The organism is Enterobacter genomosp. O (genome assembly GCF_001022965.1).
Classification (GTDB): domain Bacteria; phylum Pseudomonadota; class Gammaproteobacteria; order Enterobacterales; family Enterobacteriaceae; genus Enterobacter; species Enterobacter cloacae_L.
The window spans coordinates 176,479-202,818 of sequence record NZ_LECZ01000022.1 but is presented as its reverse complement, the minus strand read 5'-3'; the positions used below and the strand labels follow the sequence as shown (position 1 = coordinate 202,818).

Sequence of the window (26,340 nt, the reverse complement as noted above, 5' to 3'; positions counted from 1 at the left end):
GATGAAGCCGTTTTTCAGACCTCTATGTCTGGCGGGCGCGTTAGGAATGGCGGCAGCCGGCCAGGCACAGGCGGCAGCCACCATTCTGCTATGGCCTATCGATCCGTGGCTTTCTGCTGACGCCAAAGCCACGGAACTGTGGATCCAGAACCAGGGAAACAGCGCGGCGACGATGCAGGTGCGCATTGTGCGCTGGAAGCAGGAGGACGGGCACGAGCGTTATACCGCGCAGCAGGACGTGGTGGCCAGCCCGCCCATCGTCACGATTGGCACAGGCAGTAAGCAGCTTATTCGTCTTATTAAACAGGTTTCGGTTCCCGCAGGCGTTGAACAAGCCTACCGCATTATTGTGGATGAAATCCCCCAGCCGGATGCCAAAGCCGAACCCACCATCGGCCTCAAATTACAGATGCGTTACTCCATTCCTCTGTTCGTTTATGGACAGGGGATCCCAACAATAAAAGAGGGCGCGCATCACGCGCTGGCGGAGACCCAAAACCTGAGCTGGCGGGTGACGCAGGCGGGTGGACAACCCGCGCTGGAGGTCCGAAACCGGGGAGATGTCCACGTCAGGCTGAGCCAGGTGGCGCTGGAGCAGGGCGGGCAGAAACGCACGGTCGCGGAGGGATTGCTGGGTTACGTTCTCCCGGGCAGCACCCGCAGCTGGCCAATACCCGCTGGCGTTCGTCAACCAGAGCGGATGAGCGCGCAGATTAATGCCAGGGACGCACAATGGCAGTCGACGCCCGTCAACTGAAGCCGGCGATGATGATCCTGCTTTGCGTCAGTTCCGCGGCCTGGGCTGAGCCCGGCGACGACAGTTTACCGCCGCCTCCCCAGGCGCAGGCGATAAACGACGAGGCGGTGTTCCAGCTTGCGCTCGTGCTGAACCACTACGATACCGGCCTGGTCGTGCCGGTGACGCAGCGTAAAGGCGCTTTCTTTATCTCCAGCGCCGATTTACTGCGCGCGGGGCTGCCCCCGGAGCATGTGCCAACCGGAGAGGTCAATCTCTCCTCGCTTGCCCGGGTGCGGGTGGAGTACGACAGCGCCGCGCAGCGCCTGCTGCTGACCGTTCCCCGCGACTGGGTCACCGCCCGCGCGACTCCCTTCAGCGCCCAAACGGCGCAGACCAAACCGCACTTCGGACGCGGGGCGCTGCTGAATTACGATTTCTACACCAACCACACGGAGCATATCGGCGGTCAGGCCTCGCTCTGGCATGAATTCCGCTACTTCAATGAGAACGGCTCGTTTTCCTCTACGGGCTATGCCCGGGAAAATTTCACAGGCAACCACGGCCAGCAGGAGGGATATGTCCGCTACGACACGACCCTGCTGTTCACGAATGAAGAGGACGCGATGAGCTGGAGCGTCGGGGACGTGATCAGCGATGCCCTGAGCTGGAGCTCCAGCGTGCGGATGGGCGGGGTAAGCGTTGGGCGGGATTTCTCCCTGCGTCCTGACCTGGTGACATGGCCGCTGCCCGAGTTCTCGGGAGAAGCTGCGGTACCCACCTCGGTCGATCTCTTTATCAACGGCTATCGCTCCGGCTCAACCCAGCTTCAGCCGGGGCCATTTACCCTTACGAATCTGCCCTATATTAACGGCGCCGGGAATGCGGTGCTGGTGACCACCGATGCGCTGGGGCGCCAGGTGAGCACCACGCTGCCGTTTTACGTCACCAGTGATTTGCTTAAACAAGGGCTGAGCGACGGCGCTGTGACCCTGGGTAGCCTGCGGCGCAATTACGGCATTAAGAATTTCGACTACGGTTCCGCGGCGGGCAGCGGCTCGTATCGCTACGGGGTGACGGACTGGCTGACGCTGGAAGGCCATGCGGAAGGGGCGCAGGAGCTGGCGCTGGGTGGCGCAGGGACGGTAATAAAACTCGGGCAGCTTGGCGTGGTAAATACCGCCTACTCGCAAAGCCGCATGAGCGGGGATACGGGCGGGCAAATCAGCTGGGGTTACCAGTACAGCACCAGCGAGTTTAGCGTCGCGACCCAGCACACGCGCCGCGGCCGCGGTTTTGGCAACCTCGCTCTCTACGACCAGCCGACGGTCTATGACGAAAACGACAAACCCATCGCCAGCTTTAGCCGCAATACGGACCAGTATTCTCTGACCTTCAATCTGGGACAGTACGGCAACATTGGCGCGGCCTGGATTGGCGTTGAGAGCTTTGACAGTCAAAAAACGGAGCTGCTGAACCTCTCCTGGAGCCGCAGCCTGTGGGGCGCGAGCAGTATTTACCTGGCCGGCAGCCGGGACCAGCAGCGGGGTGACTGGACGGTCGCGCTGTCGCTGCAGGTCCCGCTGGGCGCGCGCGACAGCGCTGCCTTCACCGTTGAAAACACCCCTGACGCAGGCAGTACCCAGCGGATCAACTACAACCACTCCATGCCCTCAGACGGTGGGTTTAGCTGGAACATGGCGTGGGCCAACCAGTCGAGAGCCAGTGACTACCAGCAGGGCACGCTGGGCTGGCGCAACAACAACGTTGAGCTGCAGGGCGGCGCCTATGGCGAAAGGGACATGATGACCTGGTGGGGCGAGGCGATGGGTTCCGTTGTGCTGATGGACGGCGAGCTGTTTGCCGCGAACAAGATCAACGATGCGTTTGTGGTCATCAGTACCGACGGCCATCCGGATGTGCCCGTCAGCTATGAGAACCAGCCCGTCGGGAAAACAAACCGCAACGGTTACCTGCTGGTCAGCGGGGTGTCGGCCTATTACCCGGCAAGCTACCGGATTGATACCCTGAATCTGCCGGCGGATACCCAGCTGAAAGAGACCGAACGGCGAATTGCCATCCGCCGCCACAGCGGTTACCTGGTTGATTTCCCGATGGAGCAGGAGCGGGTCGCCAGCGTCATCCTGCACGATGCGCGCGGGCAGGCGATTCCGGTGGGAAGCCAGGTGCGCAGGGCCTCGCGCAGCAATGCGGTGGTGGGGTATGACGGCATCGCCTGGCTGGAAAATCTCAGCGATGTGAACCCGCTTGAGGTAATAACGCCTGACGGGAAACGCTGCACGACCACCCTGACCGTGGGGGCAAACCCGGAGCACAAGCTGGAAACCTACGGTCCGCTGGTTTGTCGGGGGAGACCATGAGGCGCCTGCTATTCGTGCTTCTGCTGCTGGTGACCAGCGGCAGTTGGGCTGACTGTCGGGTCAGTACGGTCAATGCCGCATTTGGTAGTGTGACCTCATTCGCGCTGAGTGGGTCTGGCGAAGTGGCAACCACCGGTACGCTGGTCGTGGCCTGCGATGCGCTGTTGAACTTGCTGACCGGGGACACCATCACGCTGAATTTTCTTTCAGCAACCGTTTCGGCGAATGGTCGGGCGACCATGAAGCGTACCGACAACGCGACCATCACGGACGTGATCCCAACCCGTCTGTGCGGCCAGTCGGGCTGCGCTAACAACAGCGAAGTGCAAACCAGTAAAACCTATACCTGGGACAGCAGTACCTTGTTAAACCTCATTGGCGGCAAACAATACAATATCCCGCTCTATTTCCGGACGGTGCCGGGGCAAAATGTGTCCGCTGGCCCTTACCAGGTGACGCTTAACTTCGATATCACCTATAGCGTCTGCTCGGTGGGCGTGCTCAACGCGTGTTTGTCGGGTCTGCAAACCGGAACGAAAGGGACCAGCATCACGTTGGATATGACCGTCACCAACGACTGCAGCGCGATGACCACCCCGGACGTCAACTTTAACAGCGCGCCGCTGGTGCAAAGTTTCCCGACCGTCTCGCAGGCGATTGCCGTCACCTGTACCAAAGGCAGTACCTATACCATCGGCATTAATAATGGTGCTAACGCGCTGAACAACGTGCGGCGGATGGTGAGCGGCAGCAACTATATGAGCTACGACATCTATAAAGAAGCCACGACTAACCGCTGGGGCGGCAGCGGCACCGAGCGCTGGGCCAGCGCGACGTCGTCGCAGGTCAGCACCGATGGTTTACTGCGCACCTACAACTACACCGCGAAAGTCCTGACCAGTCAGGCCACGCCCCCCGCCGGTACCTACACCGACACGCTGATTGTCGACGTGGCGTTTTAACCCCGCGCTTTTCCCTTTCTCAAATGTAAAGTTCCTGTGGGCAGTGCCGATAACACCGTTAATAAATCTATGAGAAGGTGTTGTATGTTGAACCGTATCCGCGTTGTCACAATGCTCATGATGGTGCTGGTCATTTTCGCACTTCTTCAGCTCATCTCCGGCGGGCTTTTTTTCTCGTCATTAAAACAGAACCAGGACAGCTTCGCGGCCTCGAACGATCTCCGCCTGCAGCAGAGTGAACTCACGTCAACGTGGGATCTGATGCTGCAAACGCGTATCAACCTGAGCCGCTCGTCCGCGCGCATGATGATGGACCCCAACAATCAGCAGAGCAGCGCGAAAACCGATCTGTTGAAAAATGCCCGCGCCACCCTCGCTGACGCCGCTAAACACTACGACGCCTTCAAAAAGATTACGCCGCAGCCTGCCATGGAGCAGGTGAGCCAGAATATTGATGAAAAATACAGCGCCTACCATGCCGGTCTGACGGAGCTGATTCAGTTCCTGGAGAGCGGCAACATGGAAGCCTATTTCGCGCAGCCGACGCAAGGGATGCAAAACGCCCTCGGCGCGGCGCTGGGGGAATACGCGAAGGCCAGCGGTGACCTGTACCACTCGGCCTTTACGGAAAGCCAGAATGACTACCGCTTTGCGAAATGGCAGATGGCGGTGCTGGCGCTGGCGCTGGTCATCGTGCTGGTTGCGGTATGGTACGGCATTCGCCATATCCTGCTGAACCCTCTCGGCCGCGTGATTGCCCACATTCGTGAAATTGCCGGCGGTGACCTGACCAAAACGCTGACCGTTTCCGGGCGCAATGAGATCACCGAGCTGGCAAACAGCGTTGACCATATGCAGCGTTCGCTTATTGAGACCGTCGCCAACGTGCGTAACGGGTGAGAGGCGATCTATACCGGCACCAGCGAAATCGCGATGGGGAATAACGACCTCTCTTCCCGCACCGAACAGCAGGCGTCCGCTCTGGAAGAGACGGCCGCCAGCATGGAGCAGCTCACCGCAACCGTGAAGCAGAACGCCGATAACGCCCGCCAGGCGTCTCAGCTGGCGGAAAGCGCCTCCGAGACGGCGCAGCGCGGCGGTCGCGTGGTGGATGGCGTGGTCAAAACCATGCACGAAATCGCCGACAGCTCGAAGAAAATTGCCGACATCATCAGCGTGATCGACGGCATTGCTTTCCAGACCAACATCCTGGCGCTGAACGCCGCCGTGGAAGCGGCGCGCGCGGGCGAACAGGGTCGCGGGTTTGCCGTGGTGGCCGGTGAGGTACGTAACCTGGCCAGCCGCAGCGCCAACGCGGCAAAAGAGATCAAGTCGCTGATTGAAGATTCCGTCTCCCGCGTGGATACCGGCTCCGTGCTGGTGGAAAGCGCCGGGGAGACCATGAATGACATCGTGAATGCCGTTACCCGCGTGACGGACATCATGGGTGAAATCGCCTCTGCGTCAGATGAGCAGAGTCGTGGTATCGACCAGGTTGCCCTGGCGGTATCGGAAATGGATCGCGTGACACAGCAAAACGCCGCTCTGGTGCAGGAGTCCGCCGCGGCGGCCGCTGCCCTGGAAGACCAGGCGAGCCGTCTGAAGATGGCCGTCTCGGCGTTTCGTCTCGCTTCACTTGCTGGAAACACGGTCACCCCGCAGGCGACGTATCGCGCGCCAGCCGCTGAATCGGCTGCCAACCGTACGCGTACCGCGACGACCGGACAAGATGAAAACTGGGAAACATTTTGACTGACAATTAAACCGCGGCTGCTTGCCGCTTGATGGGAGCGTGGATGTTAAATCGTATTCGTATCTCGACCACACTGTTTTTGATTCTGATCCTTTGCGGTGTGTTGCAGGTTGGCAGTAACGGGTTGTCTTTTTGGGCGTTTCGCGATGGCTATCAGAATTTGCAGGAAGTTGAGGCGAGTAACCAGCAGCGCTCCGCACTGGCGCAAACCCGTGCCGTGCTGTTGCAGGCAAGCACCGCGCTGAACAAGGCGGGAACCTTAACCGCCCTGAGCTATCCGCCGGATGACATTAAGGCGCTGATGGCGACCGCGCGCGACAGCCTGAAACAGGCAGACGCGCAGTTTAAGGCCTTTACGGCGCAGGCCGCCGACAGCGAGAAAGAGAAAGCGCTGAAGGCCACCATGAAGACCAACTTTGACCAGTGGTACAGCGATCTGGACCACCAGGCGACCTGGCTTGAGAACAACCAGCTGTCGGACTTCATGACCGCGCCGGTTCAGGCCTCCCAGGCGGAGTTTGACGGCAGCTTTAACGCGTGGCAGCAGAATATTAACCAGACCGTCCAGCGTGCCGGCGAAGACAGCCGTAAAAGCTATCACATGTCGGGCGTCATCTTTGCCGCGGTTGTGATTCTGGCAGGGTTGCTGACCGGCGGGTCGCTGCTCTGGTCGCGCAGAATGATTGTGCAGCCGCTGGCGATCGTCAGCAGCCACTTCGACAGCATTGCGAAGGGGGACCTGGCGCGCCCGGTGGCGGTATTCGGCAAGAACGAAATTTCGGCGATCTTTGCCAGCCTGAAGGCGATGCAGGGATCGCTCAGGGAAACGGTATCCGACGTGCGTCAGGGCAGCTATGCCATGCACACCGGGATCTCAGAGATTGCGGCAGGCAATAACGATCTCTCGTCCCGCACCGAGCAGCAGGCGGCCTCGCTGGCGCAGACGGCGGCCAGCATGGAGCAGCTGACCGCGACGGTAAGCCAGAACGCCGATAACGCGCGTCAGGCGTCTGACCTGTCTAAACAGGCGGCGATGACGGCGAAGAAGGGCGGCGATCAGGCCTCTCACGTCGCCAGCACCATGCAGGAGATTGCCACCAGCTCGCAGAAAATTGGTGACATCATCAGCGTGATTGACGGTATCGCGTTCCAGACCAACATTCTGGCGCTGAACGCCGCGGTTGAAGCGGCGCGTGCCGGGGAGCAGGGGCGCGGGTTTGCGGTGGTGGCGGGTGAAGTGCGTAACCTGGCGAGCCGCAGCGCTAACGCGGCAAAAGAAATTAAGGTGCTGATTGAAGAGTCGGTTTCGCGCGTCCAGCAGGGCTCAACGCTGGTGGACACGGCGGCGAAAACGATGCACGAGATTGTCACCTCCGTCACGCGGGTGAACGACATTATGGGCGAAATTGCCTCGGCGTCGGACGAACAGCGTCGCGGTATTGAGCAGGTTGCCCAGGCTGTCAGCCAGATGGATCAGGTCACGCAACAAAACGCCTCGCTGGTCGAGGAAGCGGCAGCGGCAACCGATCAGCTGGCCAGCCAGGCGGATCGTCTGACCGGGCTGGTCGCGGTATTTAATGTGAAAGAGCACGTTGAAGCAGTAACAGAAGTCGGGCGGTCGCAGGCCGTGCCAGTTGTATCCTGAATGTAATTAAGAAGGCGCTATGACATCACCAATGCCCCCTGGGCAAACGTCATTATTGTTGCAGATGACACAGCGCCTCGCGCTGTCCGACGCGCATTTTCGTCGGATATGTCAGTTAATCTACCAGCGTGCGGGGATCGTGCTTGCGGATCATAAGCGAGACATGGTCTACAACCGTCTGGTGCGGCGCTTGCGTACGCTGGGGCTGGATGATTTTGGTCGCTATCTGAGCATGCTCGAAGCGAACCAGAACAGCGCGGAGTGGCAGGCATTTATTAACTCCTTAACCACCAACCTGACGGCGTTTTTCCGTGAAGCTCACCACTTCCCGGTACTGGCAGAGCACGCGCGCCGTCGCACCGGGGAGTACCGCGTCTGGAGTGCCGCCGCCTCGACGGGCGAAGAGCCTTACTCGCTGGCGATCACCCTTGCAGACACGCTGGGAATGACGCCCGGACGCTGGAAAGTTTACGCCAGCGATATCGATACCGAGGTGCTGGAGAAGGCACGCAACGGTGTTTATCGCCAGGATGAGCTGAAAACGCTGTCGCCGCAGCAGCTGCAGCGTTATTTCATGCGCGGCACAGGCCCGCATGAAGGCCTGGTACGCGTACGGCAGGAGCTGGCGAACTGCGTTGAGTTCGCGCCCGTTAACCTGCTGGATAAGCAGTACAACGTGCCGGGGCCGTTCGACGCCATTTTTTGCCGTAACGTCATGATCTATTTTGATAAAACGACGCAACAGGACATTCTGCGTCGGTTTGTTCCGTTGCTCAAGCCTGACGGTTTACTGTTTGCCGGGCACTCGGAAAACTTCAGCAACCTCGCGCGTGAGTTTAGCCTGCGTGGGCAAACGGTATATGCGCTGAGTAAGGAAAAAGCATGAGTAAAATCAGGGTATTGTCTGTCGATGATTCAGCGCTGATGCGTCAGATCATGACTGAAATCATCAATAGCCACAGCGACATGGAGATGGTGGCGACAGCGCCCGATCCCCTGGTAGCGCGGGATTTAATTAAAAAATATAACCCCGATGTGCTAACGCTGGATGTCGAGATGCCGCGCATGGATGGCATAGATTTCCTCGAAAAGCTAATGCGTCTTCGGCCCATGCCGGTGGTGATGGTCTCCTCCCTGACCGGGAAAGGATCGGAAATCACCCTGCGCGCGCTGGAGCTGGGGGCGGTGGATTTTGTCACCAAACCGCAGCTCGGCATTCGTGAAGGGATGCTGGCGTACAGCGAAATGATCGCCGAGAAAATTCGCACCGCGTCGCGCGCGAAGCTTGCCGCCCACACGCCGCTTGCCGCGCCGGCAACCCTGAAGGCCGGCCCGTTACTCAGCTCGGAAAAACTGCTGGTCATTGGGGCGTCAACCGGAGGAACAGAGGCAATTCGCCATGTACTCCAGCCATTGCCGCTTTCAAGTCCGGGTATTCTGATCACTCAGCATATGCCGCCAGGCTTTACCCGTTCGTTCGCCGAACGCCTGAACAAGCTGTGCCAGATCAGCGTGAAAGAGGCGGAAGACGGCGAGCGCGTGCTTCCGGGACATGCGTATATCGCCCCGGGCGACAAGCATATGGAGCTGTCGCGCAGCGGCGCTAACTATCAAATCAAAATTCATGACGGACCGCCGGTTAACCGGCACCGTCCGTCGGTGGATGTGCTGTTTCATTCGGTGGCGAAACATGCGGGGCGTAACGCCGTTGGGGTGATCCTGACGGGGATGGGCAACGACGGTGCCGCCGGAATGCTTGCAATGCACCAGGCTGGCGCCTGGACGATTGCGCAGAATGAAGCAAGTTGTGTGGTGTTCGGCATGCCGCGCGAGGCCATCAATATGGGTGGCGTGAGCGAAGTGGTCGATCTTAGCCAGGTAAGCCAGCAGATGCTGGCGAAAATCAGTGCCGGACAGGCAATACGTATTTAAAGAGGAGTGTAGTTTTATGGCGGACAAAGAGCTCAGATTTTTGGTTGTGGATGACTTTTCCACCATGCGTCGCATTGTGCGTAACCTGCTGAAAGAGCTGGGCTTCAACAACGTTGAAGAAGCTGAAGATGGCGTTGATGCGCTGAACAAACTGCAGGCTGGCGGGTTTGGTTTTGTCATCTCTGACTGGAACATGCCGAACATGGACGGTCTGGAACTGCTGAAAACTATTCGTGCGGACGCGGCAATGGCCTCTCTGCCGGTTCTGATGGTTACCGCAGAAGCGAAGAAAGAGAACATCATTGCCGCTGCACAGGCGGGCGCAAGCGGCTATGTGGTGAAGCCATTTACCGCGGCGACCCTGGAAGAGAAGCTCGGCAAGATCTTCGAGAAACTCGGCATGTGAGGTGTTGGTCATGATGCAACCTGCTATGAAACCCGTTGAAGAACACTCGCCGAGCGACATCATCGTCCGCATCGGCAGCCTGACGCGCATGCTGCGCGACAGCCTGCGTGAGCTGGGACTGGATCAGGCGATTGCCGAAGCGGCGGAAGCGATCCCTGATGCCCGCGATCGTCTGGACTACGTGGTACAGATGACCGCCCAGGCCGCGGAGCGTGCGCTGAACAGCGTTGAAGCGTCACAGCCGCACCAGGATGCGATGGAAAAGGGTGCGAAAGCGCTGAGCAAACGCTGGGACGAGTGGTTTGAAAACCCGATCGAGCTGGCGGACGCCCGCGAACTGGTGACGGATACCCGTCAGTACCTGGGTGATGTGCCGGGTCACACCAGCTTCACCAACGCCCAGCTGCTGGACATCATGATGGCGCAGGATTTCCAGGACCTCACCGGTCAGGTTATCAAGCGCATGATGGATGTTATCCAGGAGATTGAGCGTCAGCTGCTGATGGTCCTGCTGGAGAACATCCCGGAACCGGCAGCCCGTCCAAAACGCGAGAACGAAAGCCTGCTCAATGGTCCACAGCTCGACGCCAGCAAAGCGGGCGTCGTGGCAAGCCAGGATCAGGTAGACGACCTGCTGGACAGCCTCGGCTTCTGATGGTCCGTTCCGCCTCAGGAGGTTAACGCCCCCTGAGGCGGTTTACGCCAAAATCACCGAAAAGAGCCCGAATAAACGGGCTTTTCCCGCCATTGGATTTCCACTGCGCTGGCATGATACCCGTGACGTAATGGGCTGAGCATGCACTGTGGCAGAAGAGAACGACGACAAAACGGAAGCCCCCACACCCCACCGACTTGAAAAGGCGCGTGAGGAAGGGCAGATCCCCCGATCCCGAGAATTGACCTCCCTGCTGATCCTTATCGTAGGCGTGTGCATTATCTGGTGGGGCGGGGAGTCGCTCGCCCGCAAGCTGGCGGGAATGCTCTCAACCGGCTTACGGTTTGACCACAGCATGGTCAACGATCCGAACCTGATACTCAGCCAGATTATTCAGCTTATTAAAGGGGCCATGGCCGCGCTGCTGCCCCTGATTACCGGGGTGGTGCTGGTCGCGCTGGTTTCCCCGGTGATGCTCGGTGGTCTGGTCTTTAGCGCCAAATCGCTGCAGCCGAAATTTTCCAAACTGAACCCGCTGCCGGGCATTGCGAAAATGTTCTCTGCCCAGACCGGGGCCGAGCTGCTCAAAGCCATTCTCAAATCGGTGCTGATGGGCAGTTCCGCGGGGTTTTACCTCTGGTACCACTGGCCGGAAATGATGCGTCTTATCAGCGAGTCTCCCCTTACCGCGATGAGTAACGCGCTGAATCTGGTCGGGCTCTGCGCGCTGCTGGTGGTGCTCAGCATTATCCCGATGGTGGGGTTTGACGTGATCTTCCAGCTTTATACCCACTTCAAGAAGCTGCAGATGTCGCGTCAGGATATCCGTGATGAATATAAGCAGATGGAAGGTGACCCGCACGTCAAAGGGCGTATCCGCCAGATGCAGCGTGCCGCCGCCCGTCGCCGCATGATGGACGATGTGCCGAAGGCCGACGTCATCGTCACCAACCCGACACACTATTCCGTTGCGCTGCGCTATGACGAAAACAAAATGAGCGCGCCGAAGGTGGTGGCGAAAGGGGCGGGGCTGATCGCGCTGCGCATCCGCGAAATTGGCACCGAACACCGCGTGCCGATCCTCGAAGCCCCTCCGCTGGCGCGTGCCCTGTACCGCCATGCGGATATTGGACAACAGATCCCCGGACAACTCTACGCCGCCGTGGCGGAAGTGCTGGCCTGGGTATGGCAGTTGAAGCGCTGGCGTCTGGCCGGTGGTCAACGGCCTGTGAAACCTGAGAACCTTCCGGTGCCTGCCGCGCTGGATTTTATGAACGAGAAGGACACTGATGGCTAATCTGGTGGCAATGTTGCGCCTGCCCGGCAACCTGAAATCGACCCAATGGCAGATCCTTGCCGGACCGATTCTGATCCTGCTAATTCTGTCGATGATGGTACTGCCGCTGCCGGCGTTCATCCTCGATCTGCTTTTCACTTTCAATATTGCGCTGTCCATTATGGTGCTGCTGGTGGCGATGTTCACCCAGCGTACCCTGGAGTTCGCCGCGTTCCCGACCATTCTGCTGTTCACCACCTTGCTCAGACTGGCGCTGAACGTGGCGTCCACGCGTATCATCCTGATGGAAGGGCACACCGGTGCGGCAGCGGCGGGTAAAGTGGTGGAGGCGTTCGGCCACTTCCTGGTGGGCGGCAATTTCGCGATCGGTATCGTGGTGTTCGTCATCCTCGTTATCATCAACTTTATGGTTATCACCAAAGGTGCAGGGCGTATCGCGGAAGTGGGCGCGCGTTTTGTGCTGGACGGGATGCCGGGCAAGCAGATGGCGATCGACGCCGACCTGAACGCCGGTCTTATCGCCGAAGATGAAGCCAAAAAACGCCGTTCGGAAGTGACGCAGGAGGCGGACTTCTACGGCTCCATGGACGGTGCGAGTAAGTTTGTGCGCGGCGACGCCATCGCGGGCATTCTGATCATGGTGATTAACGTGGTCGGCGGCCTGCTGGTGGGGGTACTGCAGCACGGGATGGACATGGGCCACGCGGCGGAAAGCTATACGCTGCTGACCATTGGTGACGGTCTGGTCGCTCAGATCCCGGCGCTGGTTATCTCCACGGCGGCGGGTGTGATTGTGACCCGCGTCAGCACCGACCAGGACGTTGGCGAGCAGATGGTGGGACAGCTCTTCAGTAACCCGCGCGTTATGCTGCTGGCCGCTGCGGTTCTCGGCTTGCTCGGCCTGGTACCGGGGATGCCAAACCTCGTCTTCCTGCTGTTCACTGCGGCTCTGCTGGGGCTTGCCTGGTGGATGCGCGGCCGTGAAATCAAACCGGCGGCGGAGCCTGTTCCGGTCAAAATGCCAGAGAACAACCAGGCCGTTGAAGCTACCTGGAACGACGTTCAGCTGGAAGATTCCCTGGGAATGGAGGTCGGGTATCGCCTGATCCCGATGGTCGATTTCCAGCAGGACGGCGAGCTGCTTGGCCGTATCCGCAGTATCCGTAAAAAATTCGCGCAGGATATGGGCTTCCTGCCGCCGGTTGTGCACATCCGGGACAATATGGACCTGCCGCCCGCGCGCTATCGCATCCTGATGAAAGGTGTCGAAATTGGCAGCGGTGATGCCTATCCGGGCCGCTGGCTGGCGATCAACCCGGGCACCGCCGCAGGCACGCTGCCGGGCGAGCAAACCATCGACCCGGCCTTTGGTCTGGCCGCCATCTGGATAGAAAGTGCGCTGAAAGAGCAGGCGCAGATCCAGGGTTACACGGTTGTCGAAGCCAGTACCGTGGTGGCGACCCACCTTAACCACCTGATTGGGCAATTCTCGGCGGAGCTGTTTGGCCGTCAGGAAGCGCAGCAGCTGCTCGACCGCGTCACGCAGGAGATGCCGAAGCTGACCGAAGATCTGGTTCCGGGCGTGCTGACCTTGACCACGCTGCACAAGGTGCTGCAAAACCTGCTCGAAGAAAAGGTGCCGATCCGCGATATGCGCACCATTCTGGAAACGCTGGCAGAGCATGCGCCAATCCAGAGCGATCCGCACGAGCTGACGGCGGTGGTGCGCGTGGCGCTGGGACGCGCGATCACCCAGCAGTGGTTCCCGGGAACCGGAGAAGTGCAGGTTATTGGCCTCGATACGCCGCTTGAGCGTCTGCTGCTTCAGGCCCTGCAGGGCGGTGGCGGGCTGGAGCCGGGCCTGGCGGACCGCCTGCTGGCGCAAACGCAGGAGGCGCTGGCGCGTCAGGAGATGCTGGGCGCACCGCCGGTGCTGCTGGTGAACCACGCGCTGCGTCCGCTGCTGTCGCGCTTCCTGCGCCGCAGCCTGAACCAGCTGGTCGTACTGTCGAATCTGGAGCTGTCGGATAACCGCCATATCCGCATGACGGCGACGATTGGAGGAAAATAATGCGTAAATGGCTATGGATTTTGCTCTTCCCGCTGGCGGCGCAGGCTGCCGGAGAAGGCACCTGGCAGGCAAGCAGCATGGGCGTGACGCTCAGCAACCGGGGCGTGGCGATGTCCTCTAACCCGCTGGCGCCTTCTGACGCGGTATCCGGCCTGATGGGCCTTGTGGTCTGGAACTACCGGCTGATTGGCCCAACGCCTGCCGGGCTGCGGGTGCGCCTCTGTTCTCAGACGCGCTGCACGGAAATCGACGGAGAAAGCGGTACGACGCAGGCCTTCAACGGCGTGCCGGCAATCGAACCTTTGCGTTTTATCTGGGAAGTGCCGGGCGGGGGACGTTTGATCCCGGCGCTGAAAGTGCAGAGTAATTCTGTCATCGTGAACTATCGCTAAATCCCGCCTGACCTGCAGCCATCAGCATTTCTGATGGCTGCCTCGCAAAAATCGACCTCTCATTTTGAACTAAAAGAAACGCTGTTTTATAAAATGGTGACACGCGTAATGACACTCTTTGCATTTTTGCCAGCCCGACCCTGATGGTGGCAGAAATAGAAAGGTATCACCAGGACGATACTTCTACTGTAGCCGTGTAAAAACTCCCGGAACAGGTTTGCTGACAGGGAGTCTCCCAAACGTGACCAGGGGTGACGGCAATGAAAACACGCAAAATTGGATTGGCAAACTACCTTGCTTATGGGGCAGGCGATTTTCTTGGGGCGGGAACCACCGCCCTTACGGCGGCCTGGCTTTTATATTTTTATACGACGTTCTGCGGGCTCACGCCGATAGAAGCAACGTTCATCTTCGCCGCCGCCAGGGTGCTGGATGCCGTTGTCAGCCCGCTGATGGGCTTTCTGACGGATAACTTCGGTACGACGTGGCTCGGTAAGCGCTTTGGCCGCCGTAAGTTTTTCATTCTGCTCGGCATTCCCTGCGTATTCAGCTATTCCCTGATGTGGGTCGGGGACATGAGTTTTTGGTATTACCTGCTTACGTATCTGGTATTCGATATCGTCTACACCATGATCCTGGTTCCCTATGAAACGCTGGTTCCGGAGATGACGGACGATTTCAAACAGAAAACCAAATTTTCGGGCGCGCGTATCTCAATGGCGCAGATGTCCGCCATTCTGGCCTCATTCCTGCCGGGGATCCTCCTCACGCAGTTCGGTAAAGACAACGCGATATCCTTCTTTTACGCAAGTCTGGTCTTTTCCGTCTTGTGCGCGCTGATGCTGATCTTTGTCTGGTTCTTCACCTGGGAGCGCCCGCGTGAAGAGTGGTCCGAAGCGGCCCTGCGCGCGGAAGAAGAGAAGAAAACACTCACGCTCGGGCAGAGCCTGAACCGCCTGTTCGTGGAGTTAAGCTCGACGCTGCGAGTAAGGATTTTCCGTCAGCATCTGGGCATGTACCTGGGCGGCTATATCGCCCAGGACGTCTTTAATGCCGTGTTTACCTACTACGTGGTCTTTGTACTGATGCAGGAAGCGTCAATGGCTTCAAACCTGCTGGGCACGATGGCCATCTTCCAGTTCCTCGCCGTGATCGGGATGATCCCGCTGTGCATTCGCTTTGGACCTGCGCCGTCTTACCGCATGGTGGTGGTGCTGTTCGGCCTGGCTTCTCTCTCTTACGCCATGCTCTATTACGCGGGACTGAGTGACGTCTACGCTCTGCTGCTGCTTGTCTCAGCGGTGGCCGGCCTGGGTCGGGGCGGTATCAACTATGTGCCGTGGAACACCTATACCTACATTGCTGATGTGGACGAAGCGATCACCGGACAGCGTCGCGAGGGCATCTTCGCCGGCATAATGACCCTGACCCGTAAAGCGTCTCAGGCCGGTGCGGTGATGCTGGTGGGCATCGTGATGCAGATGTCCGGCTTTGTCAGCGGTCAGAAAGTACAGCCTGCGGAAGTGAGCCATACCATTCTGATGATCCTGAGCATCGGAACCCTTCTGGTGCTGTTCTGCGGCTTCCTTGTCTCCCTGCGCTTCAAGCTCAATCTGCAAACCCACAGCACGCTGCGCGAAGAGACCGCGAAAATGCGCGAGTCCGGCTATGCGATGCCTGAAGCGGCAACCCCGCAAGCTCGTGCAACCGTGGAAATGCTGGCCGGTATGCCGTTCGAATCCCTTTGGGGCAACAACAACATCGGTTACCTGAACCGCAATAAGCCAGCGGCCCTTTCGCTGAAGGATCGCGCTGTACTGAATTCGTCATATCACGGAGGTTAAGATCATGAAAGTTTGGCCTGTCAAACATAGCCCGCTACTGCGCCAGCCAGAGCGCTTTATTGCCAGGGATGAGCTGAAATCGCTGATTCAAAAAGTGACGCACAGTCTGGTCAATATCCACGACAAAACGGGGGAGTTTTTGCTGCGGCTAGACGACGGACGCGCGATCGATACCAAAGGCTGGGCCGGATGGGAATGGACGCACGGCGTCGGTTTGTACGGTATTTTGCAGTATTACAGCCAGACCGGCGACGAGGGGATGCGCGATATTATCGACCGCTGGTTTGCTGACCGTTTTGCGGAAGGGGCAACCACCAAAAACGTGAATACCATGTCACCGTTCCTGACCCTCGCGTATCGCTACGAAGAAACCAGAAACCCGGCCTGGCTGCCATGGCTGGAAAGCTGGGCGGAGTGGGCGATGAACGACATGCCGCGCACTGAACACGGCGGCATGCAGCATATCACTCTGGCGGAAGAGAACCATCAGCAGATGTGGGATGACACGCTGATGATGACGGTGCTGCCGCTGGCGAAAATCGGCAAGCTGCTCAACAAACCTGACTACGTAGAAGAAGCCGTTTATCAGTTCCTGCTGCATGTGCAAAACCTGATGGATCGGGAAACCGGCTTGTGGTTCCACGGCTGGAATTATGAAGGCAACCATAATTTTGCGCGTGCTCGCTGGGCCCGCGGCAACAGCTGGCTCACCATCGTGATCCCGGATTTCCTCGAACTGGTGGATCTGCCGGAAAACAATGCCGTACGTCGCTATCTGGTGCAGGTGCTGAATGCCCAGATTGCCGCGCTGGCGAAATGCCAGGACGACAGCGGCTTGTGGCATACTCTGCTCGACGATCCTCACTCCTATCTGGAGGCCTCAGCCACGGCAGGTTTTGCCTACGGGATCCTGAAAGCGGTGCGTAAGCGTTACGTTGGAGCAGAATATGCTGACGTTGCCGAGAAAGCGATTCGCGGTATCGTGAAAAACATCTCGCCCGAAGGGGAGCTGCTGCAAACGTCGTTCGGTACGGGGATGGGAAGCAATCTTGAGTTTTATCGCCAAATCCCGCTGACGTCGATGCCGTATGGACAGGCAATGGCGATTCTGTGCCTAACGGAATATTTACGGAAATATTTTTGATAATAAAAAACCCGGCGAGTGCCGGGTTTCTTTTTTTACATACGCTCTACGGTTTCGATACCCAGGGTATCCAGACCCAGCTTCAGGGTCTTCGCCGTGAGCTGCGCCAGCTTCAGGCGGCTGTTGCGGACCGATTCATTTTCCGCAGACAGAATAGGGCAGTGCTCGTAGAAGCCGGAGAACAGACCCGCCAGATCGTACAGATAAGCACACATTACGTGCGGAGTGCCGTCACGGGCGACAACCGTCAGCGTCTCTTCGAACTGCAGCAGGCGCGCTGCCAGCTGTGCTTCACGATCTTCCGTGATGGTCACGGCAGCATTCGCCAGCGCGCTTTCGTCGATATTGGCTTTACGGAATACCGAGAGTACGCGGGTATAGGCGTACTGCATGTACGGCGCGGTGTTGCCTTCGAACGCCAGCATGTTATCCCAGTCGAAGATATAGTCGGTGGTCCGGTTCTTGGAGAGATCCGCGTATTTCACCGCACCGATACCCACGGCGTTGGCCAGTTTTTCCAGCTCATCGGCAGGCATATCCGGGTTCTTCTCTGCCACCAGGCGACGGGCGCGTTCCAGCGCTTCGTCCAGCAGGTCGGAAAGCTTCACGGTACCGCCCGCGCGGGTTTTGAACGGCTTGCCGTCTTTACCCAGCATCATGCCGAACATGTGGTGCTCCAGCGGAACGCAGTCTGGCACGTAACCGGCTTTACGCACGATCGTCCACGCCTGCATCAGGTGCTGGTGCTGACGGGAGTCGATGTAGTACAGCACGCGGTCGGCGTGCAGCGTTTCGTAACGGTATTTCGCGCAGGCGATATCGGTGGTGGTGTAGAGGTAGCCGCCATCCTTTTTCTGGATGATCACGCCCATCGGTTCGCCTTCCTTGTTTTTGTACTCATCAAGGAACACCACCGTGGCGCCTTCGCTCTCAACCGCCAGGTTTTTCGCTTTAAGGTCGGCCACAATGCCCGGCAGCATTGGGTTGTACAGGCTTTCACCCATCACGTCGTCACGCGTCAGGGTGACGTTCAGACGGTTATAGGTGAGCTGGTTCTGAGACATGGTGATGTCGACCAGCTTGCGCCACATCTCGAGGAAGTATTGATCGCCGCCCTGCAGTTTTACCACGTAGCTGCGCGCTCGCTCGGCAAAGGCTTCGTCTTCATCGTAGTGTTTTTTGGCTTCGCGGTAGAACCCTTCCAGGTCCGCCAGCGCCATTTCACCCGCGTTTTCCTGCTGCTGTTTTTCCAGGTAGGCAATCAGCATGCCGAACTGCGTACCCCAGTCGCCCACGTGGTTCGCGCGGATCACCTTGTGACCGAGGAACTCAAGCGTGCGTACTGCGGCATCACCGATGATGGTGGAGCGCAGGTGACCAACGTGCATCTCTTTCGCCACGTTCGGGGCAGAGTAGTCGATCACGACGGTCTGCGCCTCCGGCCGGGAAACGCCCAGACGGTCAGATTTCAGCGCCGCGTCAACGTGGCTGGCCAGGAACGCCGGTTCCAGGAAGATATTGATAAAGCCCGGGCCGGCAATTTCGGTTTTGCTGGCAATGCCGGTGAGGTCCAGATGCGTCAGTACCTGCTCAGCGAGCTGTCGCGGCGGCATGCCCAGTTTTTTAGCCACTGCCATCACGCCATTAGCCTGATAGTCGCCAAACTGTACTTTTGCTGACTGACGAACCTGCGGTTCGCAATCCGCAGGTGCGCCTGCGGCAATCAGTGCCTGACTGACTTTTTCGGAGAGAAGAGCCTGAATATTCACCTGGATACCTTACGTTTTTGATGCGGGCCTACAACCGCCCGCGCCAGTTAAAGAATTTAGGGCGGGAGTATACTGCAAATGCCTTCTGGCGTCAGCATCGCGGGGGCCGAAGATTGTTCAGAATCCAGGCTAAGAAGGAGTGCATAATCATGCAGTCATAAAAAGCCGTATTCTGCGGTTGGTCAAAACAGGGCAACAGAGTAAATTAGCGCCTTTGCGACACGAAAAGAGACTGATTTATGGCGAACTGGCAATCCATTGACGAACTGCATGATATTTCCGCAGATTTACCGCGCTTCACCCAGGCGTTCACAGAACTTGCCACCCGCCTCGGTCTGGATATCGCGCCGCTTGAAGCCGATCACATCTCTTTACGCTGTCATCAGAATGCGACCGCCGAGCGCTGGCGTCGCGGGTTCGAACAGTGTGGCGAGCTGCTGTCCGAGAACATCATTAACGGTCGCCCCATTTGCCTGTTCAAACTGCACCAGCCGGTCTGCGTGGCGCACTGGAAATTCACCGTGGTTGAGCTGCCGTGGCCGGGCGAAAAACGCTATCCGCACGAAGGCTGGGAACATATCGAAATTGTCCTGCCGGGTGAGCCGGAAACGCTGAACGCCCGCGCGCTGGCCCTGTTATCAGACGAAGGCTTAAGCAAGCCGGGGATCGTTGTGAAGACGAGCTCACCCAAAGGCGAGCGCGAGCGTTTACCTAACCCGACGCTCGCCGTCACGGACGGAAAGGTCACGGTAAAGTTTCATCCGTGGACCATTGAGCAGATTGTTGCCAGCGAAGCCTGAGAGTTGTGATTCCACGCTGAGACCGAAAGCGGGCAGCGTGTCATGATGGTACGTTACGTGGATTTTAAGGAGGATTGAATGGCGCTGCTGGAGATTTGCTGTTACAGCGTAGAGTGTGCCGTGACTGCACAACGGCAGGGTGCTGACCGCATTGAACTGTGCGCGGCCCCGAAAGAAGGCGGGTTAACGCCCTCGTACGGCGTGTTGAAGTCTGCCCGTGAGGCTGTCACCGTTCCGGTACACCCGATTATTCGTCCTCGCGGCGGTGATTTTTGTTACACGCCGGGCGAGTTCGGTGCCATGCTTGAAGATGTCGCCCTCGTGCGCGATCTGGGATTCCCCGGGCTGGTGATCGGTCTGCTTGATGAAGACGGTCAGGTCTGCCTGCCGCGTATGCGTCAGGTTATGGACGCCGCAAAAGGGATGGCCGTCACTTTTCATCGCGCGTTTGATATGTGTAAAGATCCCCTGCAAGCGTTTGATACGCTTGCCGAACTGGGTGTGGCGCGCATCCTGACATCCGGGCAGAAGGCCTCTGCTGAAAAAGGACTGCAATTAATTACGGAACTAAAAGCACATTCCGGTGTTCCAATAATAATGGCGGGTGCGGGAGTCCGTGCCAGCAATCTGGAACTGTTTTTAAACGCCGGGGTAGAAGAGCTTCACAGCTCGGCAGGCAAATGGATGCCGTCGCCCATGCGTTATCGCAATACAGGGTTGTCAATGTCGACGGATGCTGAAGCGGATGAGTATTCACGCTACGGTGTAGATGGAGAGTCGGTTGCGGAAATGAAGTCGCTGATTGAGCGCCATCACGTGTAGCAACGTACCGATTTTTACCGCGCATCATGTCGCCCAATATGATGCTTGCTTGTACCAGGCCCCTGCAATTTCAACAGGGGCCTTTTTTTCTCCTGCGCCACCCGGCTAAAGGGCTACGGCTTCGTCGCAATCAACACCGCACGCATCGGGGCAGGATAGCCTTCAATGGTTTTGCTGTGGTCGGCCGGGTCGAGGAACTGCTCCAGCGATTCGGTGATCATCCAGTCGGTGCGGCGCTGTTCTTCGATAGACGTCACGCTGACGTCGGCAATCCGCACATCCACAAATCCGCACTTCTCCAGCCAGTTTTTCAGCGCCAGCGCGGAAGGGATGAAGTAAACGTTGCGCATCTGCGCGTAGCGGTCGCCTGGCACCAGAACGGCGTGTTCGTCGCCTTCAATCACCAGCGTTTCCAGCACCAGCTCGCCGCCGCTGACCAGCTGGTCTTTCAGTTGCCACAGGTGCTCAAGCGGAGAACGACGGTGATACAGCACGCCCATGGAGAAGACGGTATCAAACGCCTTCAGGGCGGGGAGCTGCTCAATACCCAGCGGCAGCAGGTGCGCGCGCTGGTCGTTACCCAGCAGTTTACGCACTGCTTCAAACTGGCACAGGAAGAGCTGCATCGGGTCAATACCGACCGCCAGATGCGCCCCTGCGCCAATCATGCGCCACATGTGGTAACCGCTGCCGCAGCCGACGTCCAGAATAGTGCGCCCGGTCAGATCGGAAAGATGCGGCAAAACGCGATCCCATTTCCAGTCAGAGCGCCATTCGGTATTTATGTTCACGCCGTAAAGGGAAAACGGCCCTTTGCGCCACGGCATCAGGTTACGCATCAGCGTTTCGATGCGGTTGACCTGACCTGCCGGAAGCGGGTCTTCACTCTCTGCGGTCACGCTGTGCAGGAGATCCAGACGATGCGGGGTCAGCTCGGGCAGAAACTCCACCGCGTTTGACCACTGCTTTAGCAGGCCGTGCTGCTGATCCCGCTGCCAGGCGGCAATCTGCGCAGGCAGCGTCTCCAGCCAGTGGGAGAGCTGGTTTTTGGCAATCAGCTGATAGAAGTTGCTGAACTCGATCATGCAGGTTCCCCCGCTTTCAGCGCCACCAGAGAGCCAAAATTAAAGCACTGGAACCACAGTTCGCTATGCTCAAAACCGGCCTGACGCAGGCGTGCCTTGTGGGTTTCCACGGAGTCCGTCAGCATCACATTTTCGAGCATGCTGCGCTTCTGGCTGATCTCCAGCTCGCTGTAGCCGTTCGCACGCTTGAAATCGTGGTGCATATTGAACAGCAGTTCGCCAACCTCGGCATCTTCAAAGCTGAATTTTTCTGAGAGCACCAGCGCGCCGCCAGGGTTCAGCCCTTTATAAATTTTGTCCAGCAGCAGCTGGCGGTCTTCGGGCACCAGGAACTGAAGGGTGAAATTCAGCACCGCCATCGACGCGTTTTCGATCTCAATCTCGCGGATATCGCCTTCCACCACGTCCACCGGGGTAGGGGCTTTATAAGCATTAATATGGCGACGGCAGCGTTCAACCATGGCCGGGGAATTATCGACGGCAACAATCCGGCAGCCTTCGTGGTGAACGTTACGACGAACCGACAGCGTTGCCGCACCGAGCGAGCAGCCCAGGTCATAGACCTGCGTGCCGGGTTGAACGAAGCGCTCAGCCAGCATGCCGATCATAGAGATAATATTGGAATAACCGGGAACAGAGCGCTGGATCATATCCGGGAAGACTTCGGCTACCCGTTCATCGAAGGTCCAGTCGCCCAGGCTGGCGATAGGCGCGGAAAAAAGCGTGTCGCGATCTGACATAACGTAAAAATCCGGGAAAAATAAAGTGGCGTATTGTGCGCTAATGGAGGGAGAAAACCAACTCCCACGGCATATACCACAGGTTAGCCAGCACCATCAGCAAAAGTGAACACCAGGTCGCACTCATGCCGGAACGACGCCAGCGGAATAAGCGGTGGTGAAAGCCGTAATAATGCATTAGCCGGCCAGCAATCAGAAGCAGGCCGCAGATGTGCACCATCCAGGTTTCTGCGCCATTCATCTCCATAAAAAGCAGCAGGATTAATCCCGCGGGGATGTATTCGACCGCATTGCCGTGAATGCGAATAGCGCTCTGTAGCTCGGAAAACCCGCCGTCGCCGTAAGAGACGCGGTACTGCATTCTGAGGCGCACAACATCAAATGAAAACTTAATCAGCAGTAATGCACCTAACACCGCATACAGCGCGCTGACCATACAAACTCCCTGTTTTTGGCAGATGGCACTTCACTATGATAGGGGGTGATATCAGAAAAGAGAAGATTGTTGTGGGATGGAAGGGGCGCTGCCCACGGACGGCACCGCAGCCTGCAAGGCCTGCCAGAGAGCATCGACCAGTTCGGGCGCCTGGGCGATATCCGGCGTGTGCAAAAAGAGATACGGCGTGGTGGTATGTTCCCACTTCGCTAACGTTTGCAGCCAGACGGCGAACATCGCCTGGTTTTGCTGCATGTTATCGCTGCCGATAAACCGGACCATGGGGTTATTAGCGGTTACCAGAGCATGGACAGGCACTTTGGGTTTTTTACGCTGCGCATCGATGATCGCCTCACTGTGCGGTATTGCGCTATGCACCGGACGGCTGTCGAGGATCACCCGGTTAACGGAACGCTCAAGCAGGCCGCGATTAAGCGCCTTTTCGGCTTCACCTTTTGCAAAAAACTCAGGATGCCTGACTTCCACGCCGTAGGTAAACGTCCGGGGCAGCGCATCAAGAAACTGCCAGAGTGCGGGCAGATCGCGCGGGCCAAAGACGGCCGGAAGCTGTAGCCAGTACTGACCGATTCGGTTCGCCAGCGGCGACATGCGCGTAAAAAATTCTTCGGTCAAATCCCCGCAGTTGCGCAGCGCGGCCTGGTGCGAAATGGTGGCCGGGAACTTGAAGCAGAAGCGGAAGTCGTCGGTGGTTTGTTCCCGCCAGCGCGCCACAATCTCTGCTTTGGGAAGCGCGTACAGGGTGGTGTTACCCTCGACGCAGTTGAAGTGTCGGGCATATTCCTCGAGGCTGGTGATGCCAAGGCGCACCCATTTCGGGTGCGACCACTGGGGCAAACCGACATACATCATAGCGCGCTGATAATCTCATCCGTGCTGCGCACGCGGCCGATGCGCGGGAAGATATGGGTCATACTGCCCTGATGCTGTTCCGCGGAGGCCGCGCTGCAGGCATCTTCCGCAATCACCAGATTAAAGCCCAGCTCCCAGGCGTTACGGGCGGTAGACTCCACGCCGATATTGGTGGAAATGCCGCACAGAATGATGGTGTCGATGCCGCGACGGCGTAGCTGCAGCTCGAGGTCGGTACCGTAAAATGCGCCCCACTGGCGTTTAGTCACTTCGATATCGCTGTCGCGTTTGCCGAGTGAGACCGGGTACGTCCACCAGTTTTCCGGCAGGGCATGTGCCGCGGCCTGCGCGTCGACGGGCTGTTTTAAGGCTTCGGCAAAATCAGCGGACCAGCCGACGCGCACCATGACAACAGGGGCACCGCTGGCGCGGCATTTTTCCGCCAGGCGGGCGGCGCGGCTGACGACATCGTCCGCAGCGTGCGGGCCGCCGGCAAAGGGCAGAATACCTTCCTGTAAATCAATCACAACAAGCGCGGTTTTGCTGGCATCAAATGTTAACATCGTTACTCCCGTTAAATTAATCGCTTCCTGACACCATACGACGTGATGGCCTGTTATCGGTCCGATAATTTTGTTAATTTTTGTGAGAATACGCAATAAGAGTGCAGCAAACGAGCGTCTGGCCGTGGTTCGCTCTTATCGTCCGGCGGAATTTCCAGTATAATAGCCGCCTTTTTTCATCCAGTTGTGACATACAGAAAGCTGCGACATAGTAGCCTGCATACCAGGCGACATTTAGCCTGCGGCTAATTAAGGGATATCTCATGCGTACAGAATATTGCGGGCAGCTGCGTCAGTCCCACGTCGGACAGCAGGTCACCCTGTGTGGTTGGGTCAATCGTCGTCGTGATCTTGGTAGCCTTATCTTCATCGATATGCGCGACCGCGAAGGTATCGTTCAGGTGTTCTTCGATCCCGATCGCGCAGATGCGTTGAAGCTGGCTTCTGAGCTGCGTAATGAGTTCTGCATTCAGGTCACCGGCACCGTGCGTGCGCGTGACGAGAAAAACGTCAACGCGGATATGGCGACAGGCGCTATTGAAGTGCTGGCGTCCGATCTGACCATCATCAACCGTGCTGAAGCGCTGCCGCTGGACTCTAACCACGTCAACACTGAAGAAGCGCGTCTGAAATACCGCTACCTGGATCTGCGTCGCCCGGAAATGGCTCAGCGCCTGAAGACCCGTGCGAAAATCACCAGCCTGGTGCGTCGCTTTATGGATGACCACGGTTTCCTCGATATTGAAACCCCGATGCTGACCAAAGCCACGCCGGAAGGCGCGCGCGATTACCTGGTCCCATCCCGCGTTCATAAAGGCAAATTCTACGCGCTGCCGCAGTCTCCGCAGCTGTTCAAACAGCTGCTGATGATGTCCGGCTTCGATCGCTACTATCAAATTGTAAAATGCTTCCGCGACGAAGACCTGCGCGCTGACCGCCAGCCAGAATTTACCCAGATCGATGTGGAAACCTCCTTCATGACCGCCGAGCAGGTGCGTGAAGTGATGGAAGCCCTGGTGCGTAGCCTGTGGAACGACGTGAAGGGCGTTGAGCTGGGCGACTTCCCAATCATGACCTTCGCGGAAGCCGAGCGTCGCTACGGTTCTGATAAACCAGACCTGCGTAACCCGATGGAGCTGGTGGACGTGGCTGACCTGGTGAAATCCGTTGAGTTCGCGGTATTCGCGGGCCCGGCTAACGACGCCAAAGGCCGCGTAGCAGCGCTGCGTGTACCGGGCGGTGCGGCTCTGAGCCGTAAGCAGATCGACGACTACGGCAACTTCATCAAAATCTACGGCGCGAAAGGTCTGGCCTATATTAAAGTGACCGAGCGTGCGAAAGGCCTGGAAGGTATCACCAGCCCGGTCGCGAAATTCCTGAACGCGGAAATCGTAGAAGCAATCCTTGAGCGCACCGGCGCGCAGGACGGCGATATGATCTTCTTCGGTGCAGACAACAAGAAAGTTGTTGCGGATGCGATGGGCGCGCTGCGTCTGAAGCTGGGCAAAGATCTGAACCTGACCGACGAGAACAAATGGGCGCCGCTGTGGGTTATCGACTTCCCGATGTTTGAAGACGACGGTGAAGGCGGCCTGACTGCAATGCACCACCCGTTCACGTCGCCAAAAGACATGACGGCGGCAGAGCTGAAAGCGGCGCCGGAAGACGCGGTCGCTAACGCTTATGACATGGTTATCAACGGCTACGAAGTGGGCGGCGGTTCCGTGCGTATTCACAGCGGTGAAATGCAGCAGACTGTGTTCGGCATTCTGGGCATCAACGAGCAGGAGCAGCGCGAGAAATTCGGCTTCCTGCTGGACGCGCTGAAATACGGTACGCCTCCGCACGCGGGTCTGGCCTTCGGTCTTGACCGTCTGACCATGCTGCTGACCGGCACCGACAACATCCGTGATGTTATCGCCTTCCCGAAAACCACCGCAGCGGCGTGTCTGATGACCGAAGCGCCAAGCTTTGCCAACCCGGCCTCTCTGGCCGAGCTGGGCATTGAAGTGGTGAAGAAGGAAGAGAAAAACTGAT

At 58.2% G+C, this 26,340-nt stretch carries 22 protein-coding genes and 1 pseudogene; 17 read left to right on the top strand and 6 right to left on the bottom strand.

What is annotated here, in order from left to right; genetic code table 11:
• The first annotated feature begins 1 nt into the window (after nucleotide 1).
• The 14 genes and pseudogenes from ABR39_RS04545 to ABR39_RS04480 all read left to right on the top strand — a co-directional run bounded on the left by ABR39_RS04545 (nucleotide 2) and on the right by ABR39_RS04480 (nucleotide 17,218).
• The gene (locus tag ABR39_RS04545; protein WP_047345952.1) at nucleotides 2–757 is read left to right on the top strand and encodes a fimbrial biogenesis chaperone; all 756 of its coding nucleotides are present in this window, start codon (nucleotides 2–4) and stop codon (nucleotides 755–757) included.
• Nucleotides 733–3,117, top strand: coding sequence for a fimbria/pilus outer membrane usher protein (locus ABR39_RS04540; RefSeq protein ID WP_047345951.1), 2,385 nt, complete (start codon nucleotides 733–735; stop codon nucleotides 3,115–3,117). Before ABR39_RS04545 ends, ABR39_RS04540 begins: the two co-directional genes overlap by 25 nt.
• Complete coding sequence (locus ABR39_RS04535; protein ID WP_047345950.1) at nucleotides 3,114–4,079, top strand: Csu type fimbrial protein; 966 nt, start codon at nucleotides 3,114–3,116, stop codon at nucleotides 4,077–4,079. The genes ABR39_RS04540 and ABR39_RS04535 overlap by 4 nt, the downstream gene beginning before the upstream one ends.
• Nucleotides 4,080–4,163: 84 nt before the next feature.
• A pseudogene (tar, locus tag ABR39_RS04530) lies at nucleotides 4,164–5,831 on the top strand (methyl-accepting chemotaxis protein II).
• Between the two features lie 44 nt (nucleotides 5,832–5,875).
• The gene (gene tap, locus ABR39_RS04525) at nucleotides 5,876–7,477 is read left to right on the top strand and encodes a methyl-accepting chemotaxis protein IV (RefSeq protein WP_047345949.1); all 1,602 of its coding nucleotides are present in this window, start codon (nucleotides 5,876–5,878) and stop codon (nucleotides 7,475–7,477) included.
• A 19-nt stretch (nucleotides 7,478–7,496) separates the two neighbouring features.
• Nucleotides 7,497–8,363, top strand: coding sequence for a protein-glutamate O-methyltransferase CheR (gene cheR / locus ABR39_RS04520; protein WP_023312253.1), 867 nt, complete (start codon nucleotides 7,497–7,499; stop codon nucleotides 8,361–8,363).
• Nucleotides 8,360–9,409 carry a protein-glutamate methylesterase/protein-glutamine glutaminase gene (locus ABR39_RS04515; RefSeq protein WP_029741783.1) on the top strand — a complete coding sequence of 350 codons (1,050 nt, stop codon included), beginning with the start codon at nucleotides 8,360–8,362 and terminating at the stop codon, nucleotides 9,407–9,409. The genes cheR and ABR39_RS04515 overlap by 4 nt, the downstream gene beginning before the upstream one ends.
• A 16-nt stretch (nucleotides 9,410–9,425) precedes the next feature.
• Complete coding sequence (gene cheY / locus ABR39_RS04510; RefSeq protein WP_006176072.1) at nucleotides 9,426–9,815, top strand: chemotaxis response regulator CheY; 390 nt, start codon at nucleotides 9,426–9,428, stop codon at nucleotides 9,813–9,815.
• Nucleotides 9,816–9,825: 10 nt separating this feature from the next.
• Nucleotides 9,826–10,470, top strand: coding sequence for a protein phosphatase CheZ (gene cheZ, locus ABR39_RS04505; RefSeq protein WP_047345948.1), 645 nt, complete (start codon nucleotides 9,826–9,828; stop codon nucleotides 10,468–10,470).
• Nucleotides 10,471–10,618: 148 nt separating this feature from the next.
• Nucleotides 10,619–11,767, top strand: a complete 1,149-nt coding sequence (gene flhB, locus ABR39_RS04500) for a flagellar biosynthesis protein FlhB (RefSeq protein WP_047345947.1) — start codon at nucleotides 10,619–10,621, stop codon at nucleotides 11,765–11,767.
• A complete protein-coding gene (flhA, locus tag ABR39_RS04495) occupies nucleotides 11,760–13,838 on the top strand; it encodes a flagellar biosynthesis protein FlhA (protein WP_047345946.1) in 2,079 nt (692 codons plus the stop codon). The genes flhB and flhA overlap by 8 nt, the downstream gene beginning before the upstream one ends.
• On the top strand, nucleotides 13,838–14,230 hold the full coding sequence (gene flhE, locus ABR39_RS04490) for a flagellar protein FlhE (RefSeq protein ID WP_023336119.1): 393 nt from the start codon (nucleotides 13,838–13,840) through the stop codon (nucleotides 14,228–14,230). Before flhA ends, flhE begins: the two co-directional genes overlap by 1 nt.
• 260 nt (nucleotides 14,231–14,490) lie before the next feature.
• On the top strand, nucleotides 14,491–16,074 hold the full coding sequence (locus ABR39_RS04485) for an MFS transporter (RefSeq protein WP_047345945.1): 1,584 nt from the start codon (nucleotides 14,491–14,493) through the stop codon (nucleotides 16,072–16,074).
• A 4-nt stretch (nucleotides 16,075–16,078) separates the two neighbouring features.
• Nucleotides 16,079–17,218 carry a glycoside hydrolase family 88/105 protein gene (locus ABR39_RS04480; RefSeq protein ID WP_047345944.1) on the top strand — a complete coding sequence of 380 codons (1,140 nt, stop codon included), beginning with the start codon at nucleotides 16,079–16,081 and terminating at the stop codon, nucleotides 17,216–17,218.
• 35 nt (nucleotides 17,219–17,253) lie between these two features.
• On the opposite strand, the gene argS is transcribed toward ABR39_RS04480, so the two are convergent.
• Complete coding sequence (gene argS / locus ABR39_RS04475; RefSeq protein ID WP_047345943.1) at nucleotides 17,254–18,987, bottom strand: arginine--tRNA ligase; 1,734 nt, start codon at nucleotides 18,985–18,987, stop codon at nucleotides 17,254–17,256.
• Between the two features lie 239 nt (nucleotides 18,988–19,226).
• Between argS and ABR39_RS04470 the strand changes: the two genes are divergently transcribed.
• Nucleotides 19,227–19,787 (top strand): VOC family protein, encoded by a 561-nt coding sequence (locus ABR39_RS04470; protein ID WP_047345942.1) that lies wholly within the window; start codon nucleotides 19,227–19,229, stop codon nucleotides 19,785–19,787.
• Between the two features lie 78 nt (nucleotides 19,788–19,865).
• Nucleotides 19,866–20,609 carry a copper homeostasis protein CutC gene (gene cutC / locus ABR39_RS04465; RefSeq protein WP_047345941.1) on the top strand — a complete coding sequence of 248 codons (744 nt, stop codon included), beginning with the start codon at nucleotides 19,866–19,868 and terminating at the stop codon, nucleotides 20,607–20,609.
• 113 nt (nucleotides 20,610–20,722) lie between these two features.
• Here cutC and cmoB read toward each other — a convergent pair whose 3' ends face one another.
• The 5 genes from cmoB to ABR39_RS04440 are packed head-to-tail and all read right to left on the bottom strand — an operon-like array spanning nucleotide 20,723 to nucleotide 24,303.
• Nucleotides 20,723–21,694 (bottom strand): tRNA 5-methoxyuridine(34)/uridine 5-oxyacetic acid(34) synthase CmoB, encoded by a 972-nt coding sequence (cmoB, locus tag ABR39_RS04460; protein WP_047345940.1) that lies wholly within the window; start codon nucleotides 21,692–21,694, stop codon nucleotides 20,723–20,725.
• Complete coding sequence (gene cmoA, locus ABR39_RS04455) at nucleotides 21,691–22,434, bottom strand: carboxy-S-adenosyl-L-methionine synthase CmoA (RefSeq protein ID WP_047345939.1); 744 nt, start codon at nucleotides 22,432–22,434, stop codon at nucleotides 21,691–21,693. Before cmoA ends, cmoB begins: the two co-directional genes overlap by 4 nt.
• A gap of 40 nt (nucleotides 22,435–22,474) precedes the next feature.
• Nucleotides 22,475–22,870: an MAPEG family protein gene (locus ABR39_RS04450; protein WP_047345938.1), complete on the bottom strand. Its 396-nt coding sequence runs from the start codon at nucleotides 22,868–22,870 to the stop codon at nucleotides 22,475–22,477.
• A 51-nt stretch (nucleotides 22,871–22,921) separates the two neighbouring features.
• Nucleotides 22,922–23,740 (bottom strand): DUF72 domain-containing protein, encoded by an 819-nt coding sequence (locus ABR39_RS04445; RefSeq protein WP_047345937.1) that lies wholly within the window; start codon nucleotides 23,738–23,740, stop codon nucleotides 22,922–22,924.
• Nucleotides 23,737–24,303 carry a hydrolase gene (locus tag ABR39_RS04440; RefSeq protein WP_047345936.1) on the bottom strand — a complete coding sequence of 189 codons (567 nt, stop codon included), beginning with the start codon at nucleotides 24,301–24,303 and terminating at the stop codon, nucleotides 23,737–23,739. The genes ABR39_RS04445 and ABR39_RS04440 overlap by 4 nt, the downstream gene beginning before the upstream one ends.
• Nucleotides 24,304–24,566: 263 nt before the next feature.
• On the opposite strand from ABR39_RS04440, the gene aspS reads away from it, so the two are divergent.
• Nucleotides 24,567–26,339, top strand: coding sequence for an aspartate--tRNA ligase (gene aspS, locus ABR39_RS04435; protein ID WP_047345935.1), 1,773 nt, complete (start codon nucleotides 24,567–24,569; stop codon nucleotides 26,337–26,339).
• Nucleotide 26,340: the final 1 nt, after the last annotated feature.

Excerpts from the sequence above, each read along its gene's own strand:
- aspS (WP_047345935.1), top strand. The coding sequence starts at position 24,567 with ATGCGTACAGAATATTGCGGGCAGCTGCGTCAGTCCCACGTCGGACAG.
- ABR39_RS04450 (WP_047345938.1), bottom strand. The coding sequence starts at position 22,870 with ATGGTCAGCGCGCTGTATGCGGTGTTAGGTGCATTACTGCTGATTAAG.
- ABR39_RS04535 (WP_047345950.1), top strand. The coding sequence starts at position 3,114 with ATGAGGCGCCTGCTATTCGTGCTTCTGCTGCTGGTGACCAGCGGCAGT.
- flhA (WP_047345946.1), top strand. The coding sequence starts at position 11,760 with ATGGCTAATCTGGTGGCAATGTTGCGCCTGCCCGGCAACCTGAAATCG.
- cheZ (WP_047345948.1), top strand. The coding sequence starts at position 9,826 with ATGATGCAACCTGCTATGAAACCCGTTGAAGAACACTCGCCGAGCGAC.
- cutC (WP_047345941.1), top strand. The coding sequence starts at position 19,866 with ATGGCGCTGCTGGAGATTTGCTGTTACAGCGTAGAGTGTGCCGTGACT.
- ABR39_RS04545 (WP_047345952.1), top strand. The coding sequence starts at position 2 with ATGAAGCCGTTTTTCAGACCTCTATGTCTGGCGGGCGCGTTAGGAATG.
- ABR39_RS04515 (WP_029741783.1), top strand. The coding sequence starts at position 8,360 with ATGAGTAAAATCAGGGTATTGTCTGTCGATGATTCAGCGCTGATGCGT.
- ABR39_RS04440 (WP_047345936.1), bottom strand. The coding sequence starts at position 24,303 with ATGTTAACATTTGATGCCAGCAAAACCGCGCTTGTTGTGATTGATTTA.
- cmoB (WP_047345940.1), bottom strand. The coding sequence starts at position 21,694 with ATGATCGAGTTCAGCAACTTCTATCAGCTGATTGCCAAAAACCAGCTC.
- cheY (WP_006176072.1), top strand. The coding sequence starts at position 9,426 with ATGGCGGACAAAGAGCTCAGATTTTTGGTTGTGGATGACTTTTCCACC.
- flhE (WP_023336119.1), top strand. The coding sequence starts at position 13,838 with ATGCGTAAATGGCTATGGATTTTGCTCTTCCCGCTGGCGGCGCAGGCT.
- tap (WP_047345949.1), top strand. The coding sequence starts at position 5,876 with ATGTTAAATCGTATTCGTATCTCGACCACACTGTTTTTGATTCTGATC.
- ABR39_RS04445 (WP_047345937.1), bottom strand. The coding sequence starts at position 23,740 with ATGATGTATGTCGGTTTGCCCCAGTGGTCGCACCCGAAATGGGTGCGC.
- cheR (WP_023312253.1), top strand. The coding sequence starts at position 7,497 with ATGACATCACCAATGCCCCCTGGGCAAACGTCATTATTGTTGCAGATG.
- ABR39_RS04470 (WP_047345942.1), top strand. The coding sequence starts at position 19,227 with ATGGCGAACTGGCAATCCATTGACGAACTGCATGATATTTCCGCAGAT.
- cmoA (WP_047345939.1), bottom strand. The coding sequence starts at position 22,434 with ATGTCAGATCGCGACACGCTTTTTTCCGCGCCTATCGCCAGCCTGGGC.
- ABR39_RS04480 (WP_047345944.1), top strand. The coding sequence starts at position 16,079 with ATGAAAGTTTGGCCTGTCAAACATAGCCCGCTACTGCGCCAGCCAGAG.
- ABR39_RS04485 (WP_047345945.1), top strand. The coding sequence starts at position 14,491 with ATGAAAACACGCAAAATTGGATTGGCAAACTACCTTGCTTATGGGGCA.
- ABR39_RS04540 (WP_047345951.1), top strand. The coding sequence starts at position 733 with ATGGCAGTCGACGCCCGTCAACTGAAGCCGGCGATGATGATCCTGCTT.